The 19277-nt window shown below is 59.6% G+C and carries 29 protein-coding genes; all 29 read left to right on the forward strand.

The window, feature by feature from the left end:
* The coding region (locus tag P4L78_RS10015) for a hypothetical protein (RefSeq protein ID WP_309327886.1) at nt 1-945 on the forward strand (945 nt) is incomplete at its 5' end.
* A gap of 974 nt (nt 946-1919) precedes the next feature.
* Entirely contained in the window at nt 1920-2963 is a 1044-nt protein-coding gene (locus P4L78_RS10020; RefSeq protein WP_309327887.1) for a hypothetical protein, read from the forward strand.
* Between the two features lie 47 nt (nt 2964-3010).
* A complete protein-coding gene (locus tag P4L78_RS10025; RefSeq protein WP_309327888.1) occupies nt 3011-3163 on the forward strand; it encodes a hypothetical protein in 153 nt (50 codons plus the stop codon).
* A gap of 295 nt (nt 3164-3458) precedes the next feature.
* Nucleotides 3459-4556: a DUF2201 family putative metallopeptidase gene (locus P4L78_RS10030; protein ID WP_309327889.1), complete on the forward strand. Its 1098-nt coding sequence runs from the start codon at nt 3459-3461 to the stop codon at nt 4554-4556.
* A gap of 89 nt (nt 4557-4645) precedes the next feature.
* Nucleotides 4646-4861 carry a hypothetical protein gene (locus P4L78_RS10035; protein ID WP_309327890.1) on the forward strand — a complete coding sequence of 72 codons (216 nt, stop codon included), beginning with the start codon at nt 4646-4648 and terminating at the stop codon, nt 4859-4861.
* Nucleotides 4862-4873: 12 nt separating this feature from the next.
* Nucleotides 4874-5674, forward strand: a complete 801-nt coding sequence (locus P4L78_RS10040) for a hypothetical protein (RefSeq protein WP_309327891.1) — start codon at nt 4874-4876, stop codon at nt 5672-5674.
* Between the two features lie 53 nt (nt 5675-5727).
* Nucleotides 5728-6594, forward strand: coding sequence for a hypothetical protein (locus P4L78_RS10045; protein ID WP_309327892.1), 867 nt, complete (start codon nt 5728-5730; stop codon nt 6592-6594).
* 89 nt (nt 6595-6683) lie between these two features.
* The gene (locus P4L78_RS10050) at nt 6684-6962 is read left to right on the forward strand and encodes a hypothetical protein (RefSeq protein ID WP_309327893.1); all 279 of its coding nucleotides are present in this window, start codon (nt 6684-6686) and stop codon (nt 6960-6962) included.
* Between the two features lie 69 nt (nt 6963-7031).
* Complete coding sequence (locus tag P4L78_RS10055; RefSeq protein WP_309327894.1) at nt 7032-7241, forward strand: hypothetical protein; 210 nt, start codon at nt 7032-7034, stop codon at nt 7239-7241.
* A gap of 71 nt (nt 7242-7312) precedes the next feature.
* Nucleotides 7313-7600, forward strand: coding sequence for a hypothetical protein (locus P4L78_RS10060; RefSeq protein WP_309327895.1), 288 nt, complete (start codon nt 7313-7315; stop codon nt 7598-7600).
* Complete coding sequence (locus P4L78_RS10065; protein WP_309327896.1) at nt 7597-7818, forward strand: hypothetical protein; 222 nt, start codon at nt 7597-7599, stop codon at nt 7816-7818. Before P4L78_RS10060 ends, P4L78_RS10065 begins: the two co-directional genes overlap by 4 nt.
* Before the next feature lie 27 nt (nt 7819-7845).
* Complete coding sequence (locus P4L78_RS10070; RefSeq protein ID WP_309327897.1) at nt 7846-8097, forward strand: hypothetical protein; 252 nt, start codon at nt 7846-7848, stop codon at nt 8095-8097.
* Entirely contained in the window at nt 8094-8426 is a 333-nt protein-coding gene (locus P4L78_RS10075) for a DNA ligase LigA-related protein (protein ID WP_405051532.1), read from the forward strand. Before P4L78_RS10070 ends, P4L78_RS10075 begins: the two co-directional genes overlap by 4 nt.
* Nucleotides 8427-8455: 29 nt before the next feature.
* Nucleotides 8456-8644 carry a hypothetical protein gene (locus tag P4L78_RS10080; protein WP_309327899.1) on the forward strand — a complete coding sequence of 63 codons (189 nt, stop codon included), beginning with the start codon at nt 8456-8458 and terminating at the stop codon, nt 8642-8644.
* A 3-nt stretch (nt 8645-8647) separates the two neighbouring features.
* Nucleotides 8648-11377 carry a DNA polymerase gene (locus P4L78_RS10085; RefSeq protein WP_309327901.1) on the forward strand — a complete coding sequence of 910 codons (2730 nt, stop codon included), beginning with the start codon at nt 8648-8650 and terminating at the stop codon, nt 11375-11377.
* 11 nt (nt 11378-11388) lie between these two features.
* A complete protein-coding gene (locus P4L78_RS10090) occupies nt 11389-11595 on the forward strand; it encodes a hypothetical protein (RefSeq protein WP_309327902.1) in 207 nt (68 codons plus the stop codon).
* Nucleotides 11596-11627: 32 nt separating this feature from the next.
* Nucleotides 11628-11954: an HNH endonuclease signature motif containing protein gene (locus P4L78_RS10095; RefSeq protein WP_309327903.1), complete on the forward strand. Its 327-nt coding sequence runs from the start codon at nt 11628-11630 to the stop codon at nt 11952-11954.
* Between the two features lie 39 nt (nt 11955-11993).
* Nucleotides 11994-12254, forward strand: a complete 261-nt coding sequence (locus tag P4L78_RS10100; RefSeq protein ID WP_309327904.1) for a hypothetical protein — start codon at nt 11994-11996, stop codon at nt 12252-12254.
* Entirely contained in the window at nt 12254-12814 is a 561-nt protein-coding gene (locus tag P4L78_RS10105) for a 3'-5' exonuclease (protein WP_309327906.1), read from the forward strand. Before P4L78_RS10100 ends, P4L78_RS10105 begins: the two co-directional genes overlap by 1 nt.
* A gap of 27 nt (nt 12815-12841) precedes the next feature.
* Nucleotides 12842-13624, forward strand: a complete 783-nt coding sequence (locus P4L78_RS10110; RefSeq protein WP_309327908.1) for a hypothetical protein — start codon at nt 12842-12844, stop codon at nt 13622-13624.
* Entirely contained in the window at nt 13625-14008 is a 384-nt protein-coding gene (locus tag P4L78_RS10115) for a hypothetical protein (protein ID WP_309327909.1), read from the forward strand.
* On the forward strand, nt 14005-14682 hold the full coding sequence (locus tag P4L78_RS10120) for a PD-(D/E)XK nuclease family protein (RefSeq protein WP_309327910.1): 678 nt from the start codon (nt 14005-14007) through the stop codon (nt 14680-14682). Before P4L78_RS10115 ends, P4L78_RS10120 begins: the two co-directional genes overlap by 4 nt.
* A gap of 1 nt (nt 14683) precedes the next feature.
* Entirely contained in the window at nt 14684-14914 is a 231-nt protein-coding gene (locus P4L78_RS10125; RefSeq protein WP_309327911.1) for a hypothetical protein, read from the forward strand.
* Between the two features lie 3 nt (nt 14915-14917).
* Nucleotides 14918-15325 carry a hypothetical protein gene (locus P4L78_RS10130; protein ID WP_309327912.1) on the forward strand — a complete coding sequence of 136 codons (408 nt, stop codon included), beginning with the start codon at nt 14918-14920 and terminating at the stop codon, nt 15323-15325.
* Nucleotides 15322-16893, forward strand: coding sequence for a DEAD/DEAH box helicase (locus P4L78_RS10135; RefSeq protein WP_309327913.1), 1572 nt, complete (start codon nt 15322-15324; stop codon nt 16891-16893). The genes P4L78_RS10130 and P4L78_RS10135 overlap by 4 nt, the downstream gene beginning before the upstream one ends.
* Nucleotides 16894-16906: 13 nt before the next feature.
* The gene (locus P4L78_RS10140; protein ID WP_309327914.1) at nt 16907-17299 is read left to right on the forward strand and encodes a hypothetical protein; all 393 of its coding nucleotides are present in this window, start codon (nt 16907-16909) and stop codon (nt 17297-17299) included.
* A 10-nt stretch (nt 17300-17309) separates the two neighbouring features.
* Nucleotides 17310-17636: a hypothetical protein gene (locus P4L78_RS10145; protein WP_309327915.1), complete on the forward strand. Its 327-nt coding sequence runs from the start codon at nt 17310-17312 to the stop codon at nt 17634-17636.
* Between the two features lie 25 nt (nt 17637-17661).
* A complete protein-coding gene (locus P4L78_RS10150) occupies nt 17662-18696 on the forward strand; it encodes a hypothetical protein (protein ID WP_309327916.1) in 1035 nt (344 codons plus the stop codon).
* An 84-nt stretch (nt 18697-18780) separates the two neighbouring features.
* Complete coding sequence (locus P4L78_RS10155) at nt 18781-19269, forward strand: hypothetical protein (protein WP_309327918.1); 489 nt, start codon at nt 18781-18783, stop codon at nt 19267-19269.
* Nucleotides 19270-19277 lie beyond the last annotated feature (8 nt).

Consider the following 19277-nt stretch of genomic DNA (forward strand, 5'->3'; position numbering starts at 1 on the left):
CTCCGTATCCAGGCCGGCCTCCGGCTCTGCTCCAACTTCCGAGCCAAGCTCGGACTGATCGGCCAGACCGAGGAGAGCGACGAGGCCGACGAAATCGCCGCCACGCTGGACGAAGGCGAGGACGGCAAGGAGCGCGCCAAAGAGGCCAAGAAAATCCTTGACCTATTACGGGCGGAGTACAAGATGCTGACGACCGGCATCTCCAAGAACCGCGAGCTGCCGACCCGCAAGGGCTTCAAGGGCGCGGAGCTGATATCGGACTATGCCGAACTTCTGCTCGTCAATCAGTACGAGCGGCTGGTGATCGACGAGAAGAAGGCGTTCGGCCAGCTCCTCGACGTGATGGAGCAAATTCCGGTTTGGACCGAGTGGCTGAGCCACCAGACCGGAATTGGGCCGGCGATGGGCGCGGTGCTCATCACCAGCTTCGACCCGCACAAGGCGGTCTATCCGTCCTGCTTCCTGTCGCTGTCTGGCGTGGCGTGCAGCCCCAAGGATGGCATGGGCATGAGCCGGCGCAAGGAGCACCTGATCGAGCGCGAGTACGTGGCCAAGGACGGCACGACCAAGACGAAACTCTCGACCGTCTTCGACCCGTGGCTCCAGGCCCGCCTGCTGGCCGTGCTGGGGCCGTGCATGATGCGGGCGAACTCACCCTACCGGAAGTTCTATGACGAGTACAAGCACCGCATCCAGACCGATCCTCAGCGCCTCAAGATGACCGACGCCGCGAAGTCGAAGCTGCGACTGGCTGGTGAGGACGTTCGGAACATCTGGCCGCCGTCGCGCATCCATCGCGCGGCGATCCGCTACATGCTCAAGATTTTCCTCATCAACTTCTGGCGCGAGTGGCGCGAGCTGGAAAACCTGCCGCTGGCCCCCAGCTATTGGGAGGCCAAGCGCGGCTATGAGCATGGCACCCACGAGCCGATCCCCTCGGCGTGAACGACAAGTGAGCAGGTTTGCTACACGATGTAGCAAACCTGTAGTTGGGATAGAGAACACACTTGAGAATGCGAGCGAGTTGAGAAACTTTACGTACCTGATGACGCAGAACGTGTTGGCATCTCAAACACACTTGTCCTTCCATAATGAGCTGGATAACAAGAAGCCACTTGGAATATAAAGCGTGTTGACGGGCGGAATACACTGGTTAACTGCCCAACGAGTTGATAATTGACACCCACTTGGGCATAGATAACGAGTTGTTATGAGTTACACACTTGAACCGGTATAGCGAGTTGATAATTGACACCCACTTGGGCATAGATAACGAGTTGTTACAAGTTACACACTTGGCGGCTTGTAATGAGTTGCTGGTAGAAATAGATCGGATCGACTGGAACGTGTTGGCAAATCAATGCACTTGACTACAATTAGCGTGTTGTAAGGGGTAAACTACTTGTGACCACGAGCGCGATGATGAAAAAATACACCTGCCGGAAGTGATCGGGTTGACAGCTAAGAAATACTTGCTAGGTCATAATGAGTTTATGAGGGCAACTGACGTGTCATAAGCGAACGAGTTGATATTCGCAACGAACTTGTTCTGAATATACGTGTTGAAGCGAAAAACCAAACTGATAATCGTGAATGAGCTGGAACCCTAAACGTACTTGGAGAGTAATAGTGGGTTGAAGTCCCAGACACACTTTGGATAGCAAAACGAGTTGCAGAGAGACACACACTTGTTTCTCAGGAACGAGTTGGAGGAATGAACGTACTTGGCAACCGATAACGAGTTGGAATAATCAATACACCTGCTGCACACTAACGAGTTGAAGCGGAAAATACACATGCTTCGGATCAACGACTTGACTTAACATACAGATGTGCTATACTATAGTATGCTGAGAAATCAGCATGGACACTTCCACTCTTTGCTACACGATGTAGTAAACATCCCCGAGGGACTTACGATGCACTCCTTGACTGTCTCCCAGACCAAAGAATTTGTTCGCCATGTAGCGGGTCGCCACCGTCATCCCGTGATGCTGTGGGGCAGCTTCGGCGTCGGCAAGTCGGAGCTGATGGCCCAGCTGGCCCGCGAGAACGCGGACGACATGCTGGTCGATATCCGGCTCAGCCAGTACGACAGCGTGGACCTCAGGGGCTTCCCGGATGTGGACGCCACGACCGGCCTGACCGTCTGGCACGCGCCTTCGACCCTGCCCGTGGTCGGCAACGCCGCGTTCGAGCAGGTGGAGGGCAACATCTGGCTGTTCTTCGATGAGGCGAACGCGGCGACGCCGGCCGTGTCCGCTGTCGCCTACCAGATCACCAATGACCGGCGTTGCGGCGAGCACATCCTGCTGCCGAACGTCATCATCGTTCTCGCTGGTAACCGTGAGAGCGACAAGGGCGTCGTCAACCGCCAGCCGCTGCCGCTGTCCAATCGCCTGACCCATGTCGAGGTCGTGGTCAGCGTGGATGACTTCTGCAAATACCACGCGGCGAAGGGCGATCTGCCTCCCATCGCCATTGCGTTCTACCAGTTCCGCAAGGAGCTGCTGCACACCTATGACCCGGCCAAGCCGGCGAAGTGCGTCAGCACGCCTCGCACGGCCACTAAGGCGTGGACTTACTGGATGGACGACGATATGCCCAGCGCGATCAAGATGGCGGCGATGGCCGGCGCTATTGGCGAGGGGCCGGCCATGGAGGCGATGGCGTTCGCCGACACCTGGGCCTCGCTCAAGGACTACATGCCCCGCATCTACAAAGACCCGGACAATGTGGAGCTGCCCAGCAAGTCCGAACTAGGGCTGCGTTACGCCGTGACCATGGCGCTGTCCGGCGACATGAGCGTCAAGACCGTCAACGTCATCCACCGCTTCCTGACCCGGCTCGATCCCGAGTTCGTCATTATGGCGTGGCAGTTCGCCACCGCGCGCGATCCCAAGCTGTTCAGCACGCCTGAATTTATTCAGGTCGGCAAGAGGTACAAGGCCGTCTTCGTATGACGCCGCGCCCGCTACGAGGACGCAAGCTCGGTCGCGAGCGTTGGTCCGTGAAGTATCGTGCCAACGAGCGCGGCGAGGTTGCTCAGCCGGGCGAGCTTATCGCCTCCATCACCGAGCGCGTCTTCCACAGCGAGTTCGAGGCGCGGTTGTTCGCGGCCGCCCATGACCTCGACGTGCGAAAGAGCTTCGTCATGCACTAACCTTTGCTACAAGGAGTAGCAAAATGCCAAGAGTAACCCACGTAGGAAATTTAACCATCCGTCAGCACGAAGTGCTCTGCCAGATCATGCTAGGCCAACTGACGTTCAGATACGAGAATATCGGGGTGCGGTGGTACTCCAAGTGGTACGATCCAGCAGATAAGGATGTGTCCACTGTTGTGGGCACACTACTCGGGAAGAACTACGCGCAAAGAAAGTACGGCCGTAGTATCCTAAATACCACGCTGTCTGTTTCCAAGCAGGGGTTCAGGCATCTTACCGAAAGGACTTCCACATGAACGATATCACACCGATGCAGCAGGCCAGAGCGAAGATGGCCTTGCGTCACATCTTCTTCGCCTCCATCGTCCTTAGCACCGAGATGGTGGCGATGAACGATATCCCTACCGCCGCCACCGACATGGTGAAAATCTACTACAACGAGACGTTCATCGCTGGTCTGGACAGCGATGTCGCAATGTTCGTGGTCGCTCACGAGGTCATGCACATCATCCTCAAGCACGGCCTGCGTCGCCGCAACCGCGACAAGGAGCTGTGGAATATCGCGTGCGACTACGCGATCAACTACCAGCTTAAGGAGAGCGGCTTCAAGCTCTGGAGCGATGCGCTCTACGACGCCAAGTACGCCGGCATGTCGGCTGAGCAGATTTACGATCAGCGCATGGAGGAGCGGCAGAACGGTGGGGGCGGCCGGGAGAAGGGCGATCCGCTCAATGGTGACTTGATGGACGTGCCGACCAGCGATCCCGACCAGATCGCGGAGATCGAGCATCGGATCAGTCAGAAGGTCGCCATCGCCGCCACACAGGCGCGCATGGCCGGCAAGATGCCGGCCGGCCTGGACATACTCGTCAAGGGCATCCTGAACCCGGAGGTGCCCTGGCCAGACCTTCTGCGCGAGTTCATGCTGGAGGCTGTCCACGAGGACGAGAGCTGGTCGCGACGCAATCGCCGGTTCAGGACTATCCTGCCGGGGAAGTATTCCGAGCAGATGGGCGAGCTGGTCATCATCGGCGACACGTCCGGCTCGACCAACTACGAGGGTTACTACGCCCGCATCGCTGGCGAGCTGAACTATATCAAGGACATGGTGAAGCCGGAGCGCACGCGGGTCATCTGGGCCGACGACACCGACTGCGCGCTGGAGGAACTGTTCGAGCAGGGCGACGACATCGAGCTGCACCCCAAGGGCGGGGGCGGCACGGACATGCGCAAGCCCCTGGAGTTCGTGACGAAGTATGATCCATGCATCGTCGTTATCGTGACCGATGGCTATACACCATGGCCTGATGAGTTGCCATATCCGCTCATCGTGCTATGCACCACCAACGTAGAAGCCCCTATCGGTAGGACTATCCACGTCACCACATGAGGTGCAGTATGCACGAGATACGGTGGGTTCCGCAACGTGTGATCTTGCGAGCTGTTGCGGGTCCGCGAGGCATTATCCGAGCGTCTGGCGTGGGCACCCAGACGCTCGAAGATATCTTTCGAGAAGCCCCACACGATTACCATATAGTGATCGTTGAGCAGACCGATGGTCGGATCATCGTGTTCGACCTATTAGCTGCGGCGTGCATGGCCGAGTACGGGCTTAGCATCCGCCCGGAATTTGTCACCGTACATCCCGACATCGACACGGCCATCGCGGCTGTGGCGATGCAACTCACGCATTGAAGGACTTCCACAATGTTTATCGACTGTGACTTTGCGAGCATCCCCACCTATGCAGACGCTGTGCGTCATTGGGAGACGATGAAACCATGGCGGGGCTATACCGACGAGTACAATCCTCGCCCGCTGAGCAATCGGACCAACATGCGCCGCAAGAAGCATGTGAGCATCCGCAAGATGCCGGGCGATGTGTTCGCTTGCAAGCTCTTTAATACGGACTGCGTGACATACTATCCCAATGGCGATGTCCAGGTCATGGCCGGTGGGATGTACGGTTCGGTGAGCACCAACCAGTTCGTCAACACGCTGCTCGGCAGGCACGTGACCGCGCAGTTCGCTGGGCGCGAGCCGGTCTTGTGGGTGTTCTCCCCAGAGAGGCGAGGGTATCGTGCCGATGATGGCTGCATCATGCTCACGCGGGATAGCTGTGGCGGCCTCACGCTGTCGCCGGACCACAAGATCGTTCCGTTCGAGTGGCCGACCGTCAACCGTAGCTGGGCGGCCGTTGCTGTGAAGGAGTACCACCTGAAAGAGTTCAAGGACTTCCTGACCGCGCGGGTCCACTTCGGGCGGCCGGACCATGACGATCCGTACTATGGGGGCCAGGACATGCTGCGGCTACTACGTGAGGGGCCGCCGAACTTCGAGCATATCTATCGGACGGCAATGGGGGTTAGCTCGTCGGTGGATGCCGCTATCCAGCGGATACGGCAGGTGATCTACAAAAAGGAGGGCTGCCTCGATACGCTCACCAAGTCGTATGTGACAAGCCAGAACGAGCTGTCCGCAATCTTCGGAGCGCGGAACAGATACTGAGTTTGCTACACGATGTAGCAAAGTGTAGAAACGGACATCAATGGAGTACCACAATGTCTATCACTTCCAACTGCATGATCGTTAACCTGTCCCTCGGCATGTGGTCCGGCTACCGCCTCGACAAGGCGGCCAGCCGCGAGGTTACCACGAACGCCGGAGCTGCGGCTGACGCCGCGCGTGTCAACAAACATCTGGTTGACAAGAAGCACCTCCAGCCCATCGTCACGGCGGCGAGTCAGGTGCGCCAGCACTTCTATGAGAAGACGCTGCCGTGGAAGGACAACGGCGACCGTGTGCTGACGCGGATGCTCTACGTGCCCTTCATCGAGGAGCACGGCAAGCTGGTGCGTGAGTTCCGCAACGCCGTCAACCACTTCATCGGTACCGACTATCCGCAGGCTATCTCGCAGGCCGAGTTCCGCATGGGGACGCTGTTCAACTCCGACGACTATCCCTCGGCAGACGATCTGCGCCATCGGTTCTATGTGGCCTTGGACATCGACGCCGTGTCGGAGGCGAACGATTTCCGCGTGGCGCTCGACAGCGATCAGGTCGATGAAATCCGGGAGAACATGGAGACGGCGATGAAGCAGCGTCTGGGCAACGCCATGCGCGAAGTCTGGACGCGTCTCGCCGATACCCTGGGTCACTTCGCCGAGAAGATGGGCGACGAGAAGGCGATCTTCCGCGACAGCACCGTCGCCAATCTGCTGGAGCTGATCGACATCCTGCCCGGCCTGAACGTGATCGACGACGAGAACCTGACGGCGATCCACGCGAACCTGCACCACATCTTCACCGGCTACGAACCGAAGGAGCTGCGCAAGTTCCCGGAAATCCGCAAGAACGCGGCATCCGAGGCCCAGCGCATCCTCGACGAGATGCAGGGCTTCATGTCCGCCTTCGGGCAGGCCGCCTGATATTGTCGCTGGGCCGGCGATTTCTTCCTGGCCCAGCCCCAGGCGGTGTATCCTTGCCGCGACGCACACCAGCTCAAGCGAGACAGACTATGCCGAAATCCGCACCACTCGAAGACCAGCACGATATGATCGTGGAAATCCGGGACCGCACCAAGCGTCTCGAAACGCGCATGACCAAATGGCTCGGCACCCAGGGGTTCGACACCCGCGTCCGGCGCGCGGCGCTGGTCGGCCCCGGCGAGGTAGATGTGCCGTCGCCCGCCTGCTCCCTCAAGGAAATCCTCGACTGCATCCCGCAGTCCTGGGCCGGCCCTGTGGTCGTCTCGTTCGAGGGCCGCGTCCTCTGCCGGGTCCAGTCTCATTCCTGACGCGGCGACTTTCCCTATTGCAGATTGCCCCCGGTGCGCATAACTTCTGCATATTCGAGGATTACCACCATGCAGACACCGAACCACTGGGCGCAGCTCGTGCGCCAATGCTGTGAGGGTGGAGCGCAAAAGCTCCCCGAACTCATCACCCAAATCCAAGCCGAGGCGGCCGAAGACGGGTTCAGAGCCGCGATGCGCAGCGCCGGCAATATCGTCACCGAATATCAGACGAAGCGATTTGCGGACAACAAGGTGCATCGACGGCAACGGGCCACCTGATCCCCAGACACTTTACATCGTATAGGCGCAGTGATAGGGTCCAACCCTCACCACTACATGAAAGGTGTCTTATGTTCCGTGTTCAGAAGAAAGTCGAAATCCCCCACGCGATGCGCCATACCGGCGTCTCCCGCCGCGTTTATCCCTATCACGAGATGGATGTCGGCGACTTCTTCTTCGTCCCCAACAAGGAGAAGAATACGCTGTCCAGCCACGCCAGCGCCGCTGGCCGCAAACTCGAACGCAAGTTCCTCACGCGCTTGATCCACGCCGCCCTCGATATCGCCGGCACCTGGGTCATCTGCAAGGCTGATGACGACGGGGCTGTGCAAGGCATCGGCGTCTGGCGCGTTGAATGAAGCACGGTCTTCCTGACCCCGTTGCGGATGCAGTGGCTCAGCCGCTGCGTCTCGCATGGGATGGGGTGCAGCTCCACGCGATCCCATCCATAACCCCCCTCGAAATCGAGGGCATCATCCAACGCCTCGTCAAGCTGCACGAGATGCAGATGAGAGCTGCGCCACCGAAACCGACGATCCTCATCCCAACGCTTGATGAGCGTGGGAAGTTCCGCTGAACCTCATCCCCGAGGAGTAACTAAGCAATGCCATCCCCACCCCTCACCAATCACGAAATGTTCACTACGGCTGCACGCGCCGTCACGGCGCTCTCGAACAGGCAGGAGGGCCTGAGCCGATGTGTGGACGAGACGATAGCTGCCGCCAACCGCCTGCTGGAGCGCGCCCGCCGTGCTGAGGCAGTCCTGCGCGAGCTGGTCGATCACCGCCCCGGCGACTATCTGCATGTGGACGACGAGAACATGATCCGCGACGTACTGGCGAAGATCACGAAGTGACCCCTTCTCTCGGTGCGCGGAAACTCATCATGGCGGCCTACCTCTATTACCGGAGGTCGTCGCCGATCCTATCAGATACGCAGTACGACAAGCTGGCGCTTGGGCTGGCATCCCGCTGGGATCAGCTCGACGAACATCTTCGATGGCAGCTCGGGTCACCACTCGCCATTGTGACCACAGGTCACCACATCAAAATCACGCGCGCGGCCGAGGCTGGCGCGCTCTTATGGTTCCGCAACATCAAGGGCGAAGAACCCCACGGCTATCCTATAACATCGTGGCTGTGGAGTGATGCGCGCCAGCTATGGTGGGCGGCAGCAGAGGGTTAGCCGGTGACTGTGAAAAGCAGGAGAAATTGATGGCAAGTGAGAATGAAGTCTTGGCCGCCGCCCGCGCCCGCACCGAGGCCCTGTTGCAGGAAGTCCGTGAACTTCCAAACCCCAAGAGGAATTTGCTCACGCACAATGAGCGTGAGTTGATCGACCTGTGTAATCGTCTCGCCGCCGCTCTCGTCGCCGCTCTCGTCGCTGAACTCAAGAAAGACTGACTAATGCTACGGTACAACGATGCGTGGGATGATGCACGGGTTCTGACCTTCGACTTCGAGACCAGTGGGACCAAGCCGGAATACGCCCTCCAGCCCTGGCGCGTGGCGCAGGGCAAAGCGTGGGTGACCAGCCTCGTCTACTCCACCACGGTTGCCGGCGAGCGTGTGGTCGAAGGGGGTCTATTCCCCTCCGTCGAGATGATGCGCAGCATGCTCCAGAAGGCCCTCGACGAAGACCTGACCATCGTGGGCTGGAACGTGGCGTTCGACATCGCATGGCTCATCGCGGCGGGTCTGGAAGACCTCGTGATGCGCTGCAACTTCCTCGACGCGATGCTGCTCTGGCGACACGCCGAGATCGAGCCTGAATACGAGATGACGGCCCCAAGGCGGAAGTCCTACAGCCTCAAGACGTTCGTCAAGGAATACATGCCGGGGCACGCCGGCTACGAGGATGACGTGGACTTCCACGACACCGGCATGGAGGCGAGGGCGAAGCTCCATGCCTATAACGAACGCGACGTGGAGTTCACCTTGGTGGGTGCGCAGCACTGGTGGAACTCACTCCAGGTGACCCAGCGACGCGCGGCGATGATCGAGGCACGCGCGATCCCCCTGGCCGCCAGGGCCAACCTCCAGGGCCTCCCTGTGGACATGCTGGCTGCGCGCGAGCTAGACGCGAAGCTGGAAAACGACGCCACCCTTGAGGGGACCAAGCTCGCGTTCATGGGCGTGGATACGAGTGTGCTGCGATCCCCGATCAAGCTGGGCCGCCTGCTGTTCGACGACTGGAAACTGCCAGTCCTCAAGGAGAACACGTCAAAGATCACAGGCAACACCAGTCGGTCAACTGACAAGGAGGTGCTGCATGAGCTGGCGTTCCTCGACCCCCGCGCGCAGATCATCAGCGCCTATCGCGAGGCCGAGAACAACCGCGTCAAGTTCGCCAGAACTCCGATAGCCTCCGCCGAATACAATGAAGACGGCCGCGTACATCCGAGCGCCATGATCTTCGGCACCTATTCCGGCCGCCTAACCTATGCCTCCAAGCAGCGCGCGAAGGGTCCGGGCAAGCGCCCAGGCACCGAGAAGTTGGTGGACCTTCCGACCGGCTTTGCGATCCACCAGGAGAAGCGCGGCGCGCTGTTCCGGGGCGTCCTCATCCCACCGCCCGGTTATGGTCTGATGGAGTTCGACGCAGCGGGCCAGGAGTTCCGCTGGATGGCCGTGGCCTCCGGCGACGAGGCCATGCTGCAACTCTGCCAGCCGGGCGAAGACCCCCACTCCTACATGGGTTCTCGCATTGTCTCCGTGGACTATCACTGGATGATCGCCAATCAGGAGACCGACAAGGATGCGGAGAATGGGCGCAAGCTCGGTAAGGTCGCCAACCTTTGTGTTGCAGGAGGTACAATGATCTTGACTGATCGCGGACCTTGCAGTATAGAACACGTGCGTCCTGACGACCTTGTGTGGGATGGGGTCGAGTTCGTCCAACATAGCGGTGTATCTTTCAGCGGTGTTAGAGACGTAATCACCTACCAGGGTCTCACAGCGACACCAGATCATCGCGTATGGTCTATGGGTGGATGGAGGCGTCTTGACGAAGCACAGCGTTTTTCATGGCCCATCGAACGAGCGTGTTCATCTCGGTCAGCGGTTCGGATCGTGGACGGTCTTGTCCGGCGTACCTTTCGTGAAATCGGCGGCACTCTATGTGCACGCGCAATGCGGCTGTGGGGTGGTACGAGAGGCCAACCTGCGGTTCATGGAGATGGGACGTTCAGTACAATGCAAGGCATGTGCTGCTCGGATGCGCCATCGGCGCGAAGGGAAGCTGATTATCGAAACGGTAACAGACAAACGGCTCCAGAAGCGCGTCAGCGCGATGTTTCAGAGATGCACCAACCCGAGAGATCGGTCGTACCACAATTACGGCGGCCGTGGGATCGAGTGTCGGTTTGGCTCAGTAATCGAGGCAGTGACGTACATCAAACAACACCTGCCCCACGAGACATACCTGGGGCTAGATATAGACCGGCAAGACAACGATGGTCACTACGAGCCTGGAAACTTGCGCTTGGTTACACGCAAGGTGAACCTCGCCAACAGACGACAGCGCGGACATACGATATTGTGAACTGTGGCCTCCGCACTCGCTTCGCTGCGAATGGGTTGATCGTACATAACTCGCTCCAATATCGTACCTCGGCAGGGAAGCTGCGCTCGGTGGCGCGTGTGCAGTACAACATACCCATGGAGTTACCAGAGGCGCGGCGTATCCACACCATCTACCAACGCACGTACCCGCGTGTCCCGAAATACTGGGAAGAGCAGATACGCCTGACCAAGAGGACGCACTACGTCGAGACGTTCGCCGGCAGACGCGTCAAGGTCGATGGCGACTGGTCTGGTAACTTCGGCTGGTCCATGGGATCGACAGCCATCAATTACCGCATCCAAGGGACTGGCGCGGATCAGAAGTACCTTGCGCTCGCGGTTATCAAACCCTACCTCACACAGATTGGTGCATACTTCGCATGGGACTTGCACGACGGCATATACCTGTTCGTGCCACTTGATAAAATGCAGCGCGCGGCTATTGACATAAAGTATCTTCTTGATAATCTACCTTATAAGCGCGCGTGGGGATACACACCACCTATCCCAATGCCTTGGGACGCTAAGATGGGCGGCTCCTGGGGCGACCTCAAGAAAGTTCACATAGAGTGATGGAGGACATCGTGACCATTTACTTCAAACATACGCAGACCGGCAAACGCTTCAAGGTGCTGAAGCAGGAGCAGGTGGGCGACAAGACGATCCTGACGCTGGAGGGCACCACCGGCACGACGTTCACCGAGACCTACGACAAGGTTCGGTTCAAGGAGTTCGGCTACACCCTCGTCAAGGAAGAAGACCCGGTTGAGGAAGTCGCCGACGACGAGTAAGGTGATGTCTCCACCAACCATGGAGGCCGGCCATGCCGCCAATGATCCGGGGCAAGCGCGACTACAAAAAGGAATACAGCGAGGAGAAGGCTCGCGGCGAGGTCGGGACCGGCCACAACAGCGGAAACGCCGAGCGCCACCGACTGCGCCGTAAGGCGATCAAGTTGGGGTTGCTCAAGCCCGGAGAGAAGAAAGACGTGGATCATCGTGACCCATTGTCCAAAGGGGGCACCAATAGCGCCTCGAACATCCGCGTGGAGAGCGTCCACGACAACCGCTCATTCCCACGCAATTCGGACAGCTCGCTGAAAGCGAACCACCCGAAAACCAAGCGCAAACCCGGCAAGGGTATGCCGTAAATCTTTGCTACACGATGTAGCAAAACGTGGAGTAACCCGATGATCGTCGTCAACAGCCAAGAACACCTCGACGCGTTCAACGCTGCGGTTGAAGACAAGCAGGACGATATACGCGATGCTTGTCTCAAGTTGGAAGATGTCTTCAAAGACCAGTCCAACGCGGTCGCGATTGCGGCAATGGCGATTGCTTTCGCGAACATCGTCGATGATCTTGAGCACCTGCTCGGGGGCTTTGCGGTGTTCTCCAACATCTCCACGAATACGTTCAAAGAAATTCTCCAGAGAAGGACAGCAAACTAATGACCGCCAACATCCCCGCAAACACCACACATGTCATGGTCGATCTGGAAACCTTCGGCACCGGCCCCGATGCCGTGATCGTTTCCCTCGGCGCGGTCAAATTCTCCCCATCTGAGGGCACCATCTTCGACAGCTTCCATGTCGGTGTGGACCCCGTGAGCGCCGTCATGCTCGGCGGCAAGATGGACGCAGACACCCTGATGTGGTGGCTCGACGAGAAGCAGGACGGCGCACGCAAGGCGCTCATGGGTCTCGAACGGCTCGACATCGCGTCGGCGCTGGAGGGTTTCGCCCAGTGGTTCGGTTCCGACAGCCTCCCGGTCTGGGGTAACGGCGCGACCTTCGACAACGTGATCCTGCGCCGGGCGTGCACCAACGCCGGCATGGCCTGCCCATGGAAGTTCTGGCACGACCGATGCTACCGCACGATCAAGCAGCTTGCGCCGGCCACCAAGATCAGCTTCACGGGCCTGACGCAGCACTCCGCGCTCGACGACGCGACCGCCCAAGCCACCCACCTCTGCGCCATCGTCGAGGCGCTGGAACTCGAACTGGCCTGAAACTTCCTCACCTAAGGACATCCCCCAATGGCTGACCTCAAATCCATGGCGGAGAGCCGAGGCGCTCTCCTGAATTTCGATCCGCGTCTGATCCAGGTCAAACCCGGCCTTAACGTCCGTGACCTGACGGACCCCAAGAACCGCGAGCACATCGAATACCTCAAGGCGTCGATCCGCGAGAACGGCTTCCTCAAGTCGCACCCGTTGGAAATCTTCCAGGAGGCGGGCACCGTGTTTGTGGCTGCCGGCCACTGCCGCCTGACGGCCGTGCTGGAACTGCTCGGCGAGGGCGTGGAGATCGTCACGGTCCCCTGCGTCCCGGAGGAGCGCGGCATCAACGATGTGGACCGCATCCTGCGCCAGAGCACCAGTAACTCAGGCAAGCGCCTGACCATGCTGGAGGAGGCGAGCAACATCCAGCGTCTTATGGGCTTCGGCCTCAGCGTTGCCGAGATCGGCCGGCGCATGGGCAAGTCGGCCGGCTACATCTCCCAACTCCTCGACTTCAAGGCGGCGTCTCCCGAGGTGCATCAGCTGGTGCGCGAGGGCAAGGTCAGCGCCACCTTCGCTGCGGAGACCGTCCGCGACCACAAGGGCGAAGGCGTCGCGATCCTGAAGGATGCGGTGAAGACCGCCGAGGCGCGCGGGGCGGCGAAGGCCACCAAGAAGGACAGCGTGATCCACGTTCCCAAGCCCAAGATGTCCACGCTGGTGGAGCTGCTGCGCGTCTGCCGCACCCGGCTGACCAAGCACAATGAGATGGATGTCGTGCGGTCCATCGACATCGCCCTCAAGCCGCTGGAGGACTGAATGACCCACTCCCAGAGTACCGAGGAACTGCGCGCCTACGCACTGAACCAACTGCCGAAATCGTGGGCGGTGTGCGTCACGCTCCTCATCCGCGACCTCGACAAAGCGGTCGCCGACCGAGAGCATGCCCTGGAGACCTGCAAGGGCATGGTGCAGCAGCGCGACACGGCGGTCACCCAGCTCGCAGAGCTTGAGGTACACCACAAGGAGGACCACGACAACGCCTTCGCGGCGATGTCGAAAGTCGAGGGCCAGCGCGATACGCTGGTGTCCATAATGAGTGTGATCGCGCAGCGCGCTCGGCGCATCGGCCGGCTGCGTGCTCTCCTCGACGAGATCAGGGTTCTGGCTGATGCCACCTTGAAGAAGGTCCAAGAAAAATGAGACCGCTGCCCTGGTCACCCACAGGTCTTGATACCTTCGTCAATTGTCCTTTCCAGTATCATGGAAAGTACGTGACGAAGGAGTTCAAGGAGGATGAGAACAACAAGTCCGAGGAGCAGAAGTGGGGGATATGGGTCCACAAGCAGTTCGAGGATCGGCTGGCCGTCCGCGCACCGCTCCACGACACTCTCAAGGCGCATGAGCCGTTCATGCAGGAGCTGGAGAACATGCCCGGTGTGCTGAACACCGAGCAGAAGGCGGCGCTCGACAAGAACCTGCGCCCCTGTCATTTCTTCGACCGAGGCGTGTGGATGCGACAGGTCATTGACGTGACCATCGTCAACGGTGAGACGGCGCGCATGGTCGATTACAAGACCGGCAAGCCCCACAAGAAGTTCAAGCAGCTCATGCTGAACGCCCTCTACACCTTCATCCTTTACCCATCGGTTCAGACCATCCAGTGTGATTACTACTGGACCAAGGACATGGTGACGACGGGCGAGAGTTACCAGCGTGATGAGATCGACAAGCTCTGGGGTTACTTCGTCGGTGACCTCAAGCAATACAGGGACGCCTTCAAAACAGACACGTGGCAGATGCGTCCGAGCGGACTATGCCGAGGCTGGTGTCCGCGCACGGACTGTCAGCACTGGAAACCCAAGAGGACATACTGAGATGGCTGAAAAGATATCCATGGAGGCGCTGATCCTGGAGATCAACGAGCAGGTGCGCGTGGTTAAGGATTGCGCGCAGAACGAGAAGCAGGCGCGGAGGGCACTGACGAGCGCGAGTAATCGCCTCAGTGAACTGCAAAAACAGTTCGATGCGCAGTTTGCCCAGTGGCGCAAGGACGCCCCACGCGAGAGCGCCTGGGGAGACACGACAGGGTACAAAGGTGAGGTCTGAGTGATGGCGCGTGAGAAAATCTACAACAACGAGAAAGACGTGAAGAAGGAAGTCAAGCGTCTCCTCGACGCTCACGGGTGGTTTTGGTGGATGCCCCCAGCCAACGGCTTCGGCAAGGTCGGTATCTCCGACATCAATGCGCTGCGTCACGGGGTTTTCCTGGCCGTCGAGACCAAGTTCGGCTACAACAAACCGACACCTCAACAAAAGGGTTTCCTGCACTCGATCAACAGCCACGACGCCTTCGGGTTTGTGGTGACCGAGAAGACCGTGGGGAGCCTCCAGGTTTGGCTGGAGGCGTTCGACCGGGCGCGCGACTGCACGGCGACAGGCACCAAGATGGCCGACGAGGATGGCGCAGCTATGCTCAACGCCATCGCTGTGATGACGGAGCTGCTGGTTACCAAATGATCCAGATCGACGAGAGAACCAAGAGCGTCGTCTTGCAGGCCGTGGACCCCCTCGGCCTGCGGGAGCTTTTGCCAAAGTCAAAGATGTTGGCGCATCCTGACTTCAACTTCGCGGCGAAGCACGATCTCCAGACCACGCTGCTTCTGCGCAATATGGGCTATCAAGTCCCGTCGCCGATCCGCTATCAGTACGGCTGGCCTGGCAAGTTCATTCCGTTCGATCACCAGATAGCCATGGCCGAGTTCTGGTCGATGCACCGCCGCGCGTTCAACCTGTCCGAGGCCGGCACCGGCAAGACCAACGGCGTGCTCTGGGCGGCCGACTATCTGATGGGCCAGGGGCAGGTTGACAGCGCCCTGGTTGTCGCCCCGCTCTCCACCATTCGCACGATCTGGATGCAGGACATCTTTGACACGCTCATGCACCGGCGCGCTGTGGTCGTCCACGGCACCCGCGATCAGCGCCGCGAGGCCCTACGGTCGCCGGCCGACTTCTATCTCCTCAATCACGACGGAGTTAAAATCCTGGAGATTATGAGGATGATCCGGGATAACCCAACCATAAACCTCGTGGTTATTGATGAGGGTGACGAGTTCCGCAACCACGACACCGCCAAGTATAAAGCTCTCGTCGCTATGTTGCGGCCGGACATGCGTATCTGGTGGCAGACCGGGACGCCGATCCCCAACAATCCGACCGACGCCTGGGCGCAGGCCCGGATCATCAACCCCGAGGGCACACCCAAGTGGTTCGGCGCGTTCAAGCGCGAGACGATGATGCAGTTGACGCCGTTCAAGTGGGCACCGAAGAAAGGGTCCAATGAGCGGGCGTTCCAACTCCTCCAGCCGGCGATCCGGTTTAAGAAGCGCGACTGCCTCGATTTGCCGGACGTAGTTACCACAAGCCGGCAGGCCCAGCTGACTGACGCCCAGCGCGCCGCATTCGCCACCATGAAGAACGACATGATTATGGAGAACGCGGAGGTGCAGGCGCGCGGTGGCCATATCGCGGCGGTTCACGCGGCCGATCAGATCGGTAAACTTCGTCAGATTTTGTGTGGCTGCGTCAAGGAGCCAAAGACCGAGAACTACGTTGAGATACCGCACCAACCACGCATATACACATTGATGGAGTGCATTCGTTCGGCAAGCGCCAAGGTCATCGTCATCGTGCCGTTCAAGGGCATCACCGAGAGCCTCGCAGCCGAGCTGAGAAAGCACTATAGTGTGGGTCTCCTGAACGGTGACGTGTCCGCCAACAAGCGGCATGAGACGGTGCAGGCGTTCAAGCATACGCCGGACCCCCACATCCTGCTGTGCCATCCTAAGGTCATGTCCCATGGTCTGAACCTGACCGAAGCCGATACCACCATCTTCTACGCACCGATTTATAGTAACTCCCAATACCAGCAGGTGATCGAACGCTTCAACCGCGCTGGACAGGTGAACAAGATGACGGTATATAAGATCGCCGCTCACCCGATGGAGTGGGAGATATATCGTCAGACCGAGCTTGCAATAGCCAACCAGGAGAGTATCCTCTCATTATACAGTTCGCTACTTCAATAAAAGGCATCCCCCAATGACCGATATCGACCGCATGGTGCGTGTGCGCCACAAGATTGCCGATGCGCGGAAGGCGCTCTCGGCCGAATATAACGCCGCCGATGAGAAGCTGAAGGCGCAACTCAAGACTGTTGATGCCGCGCTGCTCGCCGAGCTGAACAGCTCCAACGCGAAGTCGATGAGGACCGAGAGCGGCACCTTCTACTGGCAGGAGAAGATCACGCCCAGCGCCGCTGACTGGGATACCTTCTACGGCTGGGTCGCAAAGACGAACTCCTTCGACGCTCTCGAACGCCGCATCAAGACGACGTTCATCTCCCAATACATGGAAGAACATGCCGGCGAGCTTCCTCCCGGCGTGGACGTGTATCGCGAACGCGAGGTCCGCGTTCGACGCAACAACGACTGAAGGTAACCCGATGACTGATACCCCCGACATCCAGGCCGCTGCGCTCGACGCCGTTGCCGCCGCCGTCAACAACGCTCAGCCGCCGTTCGGCGCGCTTCCGCAGGCGCTCAGCGAGCTGAAGTTCCTGAACCAGCGGCTCATGGGCGCTGTGGAGGGGCTGGATCACCATATCGACGCCCTGTTCGGCCTGTCGCCCGCGCTGCTCGGTGAGCTGCCGGCGCAACCCATCCCTAAGAGCTTCATGGACGCACTCCGTCAGGAGATCGCCCAGGCTCACAATATCGTGGGTCTGGTGGACAGCCGGATCGCTGTTTTTACCAAGTCCGTCCACGGCTAATTCAGCCACAACACTGGAGCTACCAATGGGTAATCTGATCCTGTTTAATAAAGCCCAAATGCCGGCGCATGTGCAGAAGTTCATCGAGACCGAAGAAAGCAACATCGCCGACCGCAATACGGTGCCTTCGCTCACCTACAAGGGCAAGGTCTGGGCCATCAACATCAACGGCGAGGAGCAGAAGCTCCTGCGCAAGAACGAAGACGGCGACATGGAGCCGGCCGCCACCACGCGCTGGATTGTGCTCGGCTTCAACCAGCGTCGTGGCCGCGCCTATTACGAGGCGGCTTACGATCCCGACAAGCCGGGCAAGCCTCTATGCTGGTCCGAAGACGGCATCACGCCGGACGCCGGCGTCGCCGCACCGCAGTCCGACAAGTGCAAGGGCTGCCCAATGTCGGTGAAAGGCTCCAAGGTCACCGAGAACAACAAAGCGGTGGTCGCGTGCTCCGAGCACCGGATGCTCGCGGTGGTCCCGGCCAACAAGCCGGACTTCACCCCGCTGCGCCTCAAGATCGCAGTCACGTCCGACTACGATGGCCAGTCGCCCGATCTGGAGAAGGAGGGCTGGTACGGCTTCTCGAACTACACCCAGATGCTGCGCGCCAACAACGTGCCGCATACGTCGCTGCTCATCACCAAGATGAAGTTCGACCCGAACGTGGCCTATCCCAAGGTCATCTTCTCGGCCGACAACTGGGTGCCCGAGGAGCGCATGGCGGCGGTCAAGAAGCTGATCCACAGCGACGAGGTGGCGCAGCTCCTGTCCGGCACCTGGACGCCGGAAGGCGCGGACGGCCACAAGAAGGAAGCCGAGGCTCCGGCCCCCAAGGCTGCGTCGGTTCCCAAGGCTGCGCCGGCTCCCAAGGCTGCGCCGGCTCCCAAGGAGGAGGACGACGGCGAGATCGTCCTGGAGGGCGAGATCGAGGCCCCGGCCCCGGCCCCGGCCCCGGCTCCCAAGGCGGCGGCCGCACCCAAGGCTGCGCCGAAGCCGGCCAAGGCCCCCGAGGCGGCGGCCTCCAAACCTGTGGAGGCCCTGCTCGACGACTGGGACGCGTAAAGGGACTTGTAATCCTGTCACGGTTCCGTGATATTGGATGCCCTGCCTCAGGGCAGGGCATCCTCAACCTAGAGGCTCATCCCCATGTCCAACCGAATTTTTTCGCACGATGCCTATAAGAACCTGCTCGACCAGACCGTCACCGAGATTGTCAGACTCTCCAAGCTCAAGGGCGGCGAATACGCTGGCGACACCGACCGCCTCGCCAATTTCCGACGTAACGGCGAACAGCTCGACCTACCGATGGAGAAGTGCTGGGCCGTCTATTACAACAAGCACCACGATGCTGTGATGCAATACATCCGAGACCTGAGCACCGGCAAGGGCCGCCAGCGTCTGGAGCCTCTCGGCGGTCGCATCGACGACATGATCGTCTATCTCATTCTGTTCAAGGCCATGCTCGTCGAGCGCGGCGAACACGAGCTTCCCACGCCCAGCAGGTTCCCTGACCCCAGCCAGTCCGCGAAGTCCCTCAGCAGGTTCTCTGACCCCAGCCAGTCCGCGAAGTCCCTCAGCAGGTTCTCTGAGGCCGGCCTGAACTCCGAAGAAAACCTTCCCGACAGCACCGACTGACAGGACTA

It is taken from the genome of Silvimonas sp., from assembly GCF_031291215.1.
GTDB lineage: Bacteria > Pseudomonadota > Gammaproteobacteria > Burkholderiales > Chitinibacteraceae > Silvimonas > Silvimonas soli.

What these genes read in the sequence shown, in the direction of transcription:
- P4L78_RS10020 (WP_309327887.1), top strand. Translation starts at nt 1,920, where the DNA reads ATGCACTCCTTGACTGTCTCCCAGACCAAAGAATTTGTTCGCCATGTA.
- P4L78_RS10030 (WP_309327889.1), top strand. Translation starts at nt 3,459, where the DNA reads ATGAACGATATCACACCGATGCAGCAGGCCAGAGCGAAGATGGCCTTG.
- P4L78_RS10040 (WP_309327891.1), top strand. Translation starts at nt 4,874, where the DNA reads ATGTTTATCGACTGTGACTTTGCGAGCATCCCCACCTATGCAGACGCT.
- P4L78_RS10045 (WP_309327892.1), top strand. Translation starts at nt 5,728, where the DNA reads ATGTCTATCACTTCCAACTGCATGATCGTTAACCTGTCCCTCGGCATG.
- P4L78_RS10050 (WP_309327893.1), top strand. Translation starts at nt 6,684, where the DNA reads ATGCCGAAATCCGCACCACTCGAAGACCAGCACGATATGATCGTGGAA.
- P4L78_RS10055 (WP_309327894.1), top strand. Translation starts at nt 7,032, where the DNA reads ATGCAGACACCGAACCACTGGGCGCAGCTCGTGCGCCAATGCTGTGAG.
- P4L78_RS10060 (WP_309327895.1), top strand. Translation starts at nt 7,313, where the DNA reads ATGTTCCGTGTTCAGAAGAAAGTCGAAATCCCCCACGCGATGCGCCAT.
- P4L78_RS10065 (WP_309327896.1), top strand. Translation starts at nt 7,597, where the DNA reads ATGAAGCACGGTCTTCCTGACCCCGTTGCGGATGCAGTGGCTCAGCCG.
- P4L78_RS10070 (WP_309327897.1), top strand. Translation starts at nt 7,846, where the DNA reads ATGCCATCCCCACCCCTCACCAATCACGAAATGTTCACTACGGCTGCA.
- P4L78_RS10080 (WP_309327899.1), top strand. Translation starts at nt 8,456, where the DNA reads ATGGCAAGTGAGAATGAAGTCTTGGCCGCCGCCCGCGCCCGCACCGAG.
- P4L78_RS10085 (WP_309327901.1), top strand. Translation starts at nt 8,648, where the DNA reads ATGCTACGGTACAACGATGCGTGGGATGATGCACGGGTTCTGACCTTC.
- P4L78_RS10095 (WP_309327903.1), top strand. Translation starts at nt 11,628, where the DNA reads ATGCCGCCAATGATCCGGGGCAAGCGCGACTACAAAAAGGAATACAGC.
- P4L78_RS10100 (WP_309327904.1), top strand. Translation starts at nt 11,994, where the DNA reads ATGATCGTCGTCAACAGCCAAGAACACCTCGACGCGTTCAACGCTGCG.
- P4L78_RS10105 (WP_309327906.1), top strand. Translation starts at nt 12,254, where the DNA reads ATGACCGCCAACATCCCCGCAAACACCACACATGTCATGGTCGATCTG.
- P4L78_RS10110 (WP_309327908.1), top strand. Translation starts at nt 12,842, where the DNA reads ATGGCTGACCTCAAATCCATGGCGGAGAGCCGAGGCGCTCTCCTGAAT.
- P4L78_RS10115 (WP_309327909.1), top strand. Translation starts at nt 13,625, where the DNA reads ATGACCCACTCCCAGAGTACCGAGGAACTGCGCGCCTACGCACTGAAC.
- P4L78_RS10120 (WP_309327910.1), top strand. Translation starts at nt 14,005, where the DNA reads ATGAGACCGCTGCCCTGGTCACCCACAGGTCTTGATACCTTCGTCAAT.
- P4L78_RS10125 (WP_309327911.1), top strand. Translation starts at nt 14,684, where the DNA reads ATGGCTGAAAAGATATCCATGGAGGCGCTGATCCTGGAGATCAACGAG.
- P4L78_RS10130 (WP_309327912.1), top strand. Translation starts at nt 14,918, where the DNA reads ATGGCGCGTGAGAAAATCTACAACAACGAGAAAGACGTGAAGAAGGAA.
- P4L78_RS10135 (WP_309327913.1), top strand. Translation starts at nt 15,322, where the DNA reads ATGATCCAGATCGACGAGAGAACCAAGAGCGTCGTCTTGCAGGCCGTG.
- P4L78_RS10140 (WP_309327914.1), top strand. Translation starts at nt 16,907, where the DNA reads ATGACCGATATCGACCGCATGGTGCGTGTGCGCCACAAGATTGCCGAT.
- P4L78_RS10145 (WP_309327915.1), top strand. Translation starts at nt 17,310, where the DNA reads ATGACTGATACCCCCGACATCCAGGCCGCTGCGCTCGACGCCGTTGCC.
- P4L78_RS10150 (WP_309327916.1), top strand. Translation starts at nt 17,662, where the DNA reads ATGGGTAATCTGATCCTGTTTAATAAAGCCCAAATGCCGGCGCATGTG.
- P4L78_RS10155 (WP_309327918.1), top strand. Translation starts at nt 18,781, where the DNA reads ATGTCCAACCGAATTTTTTCGCACGATGCCTATAAGAACCTGCTCGAC.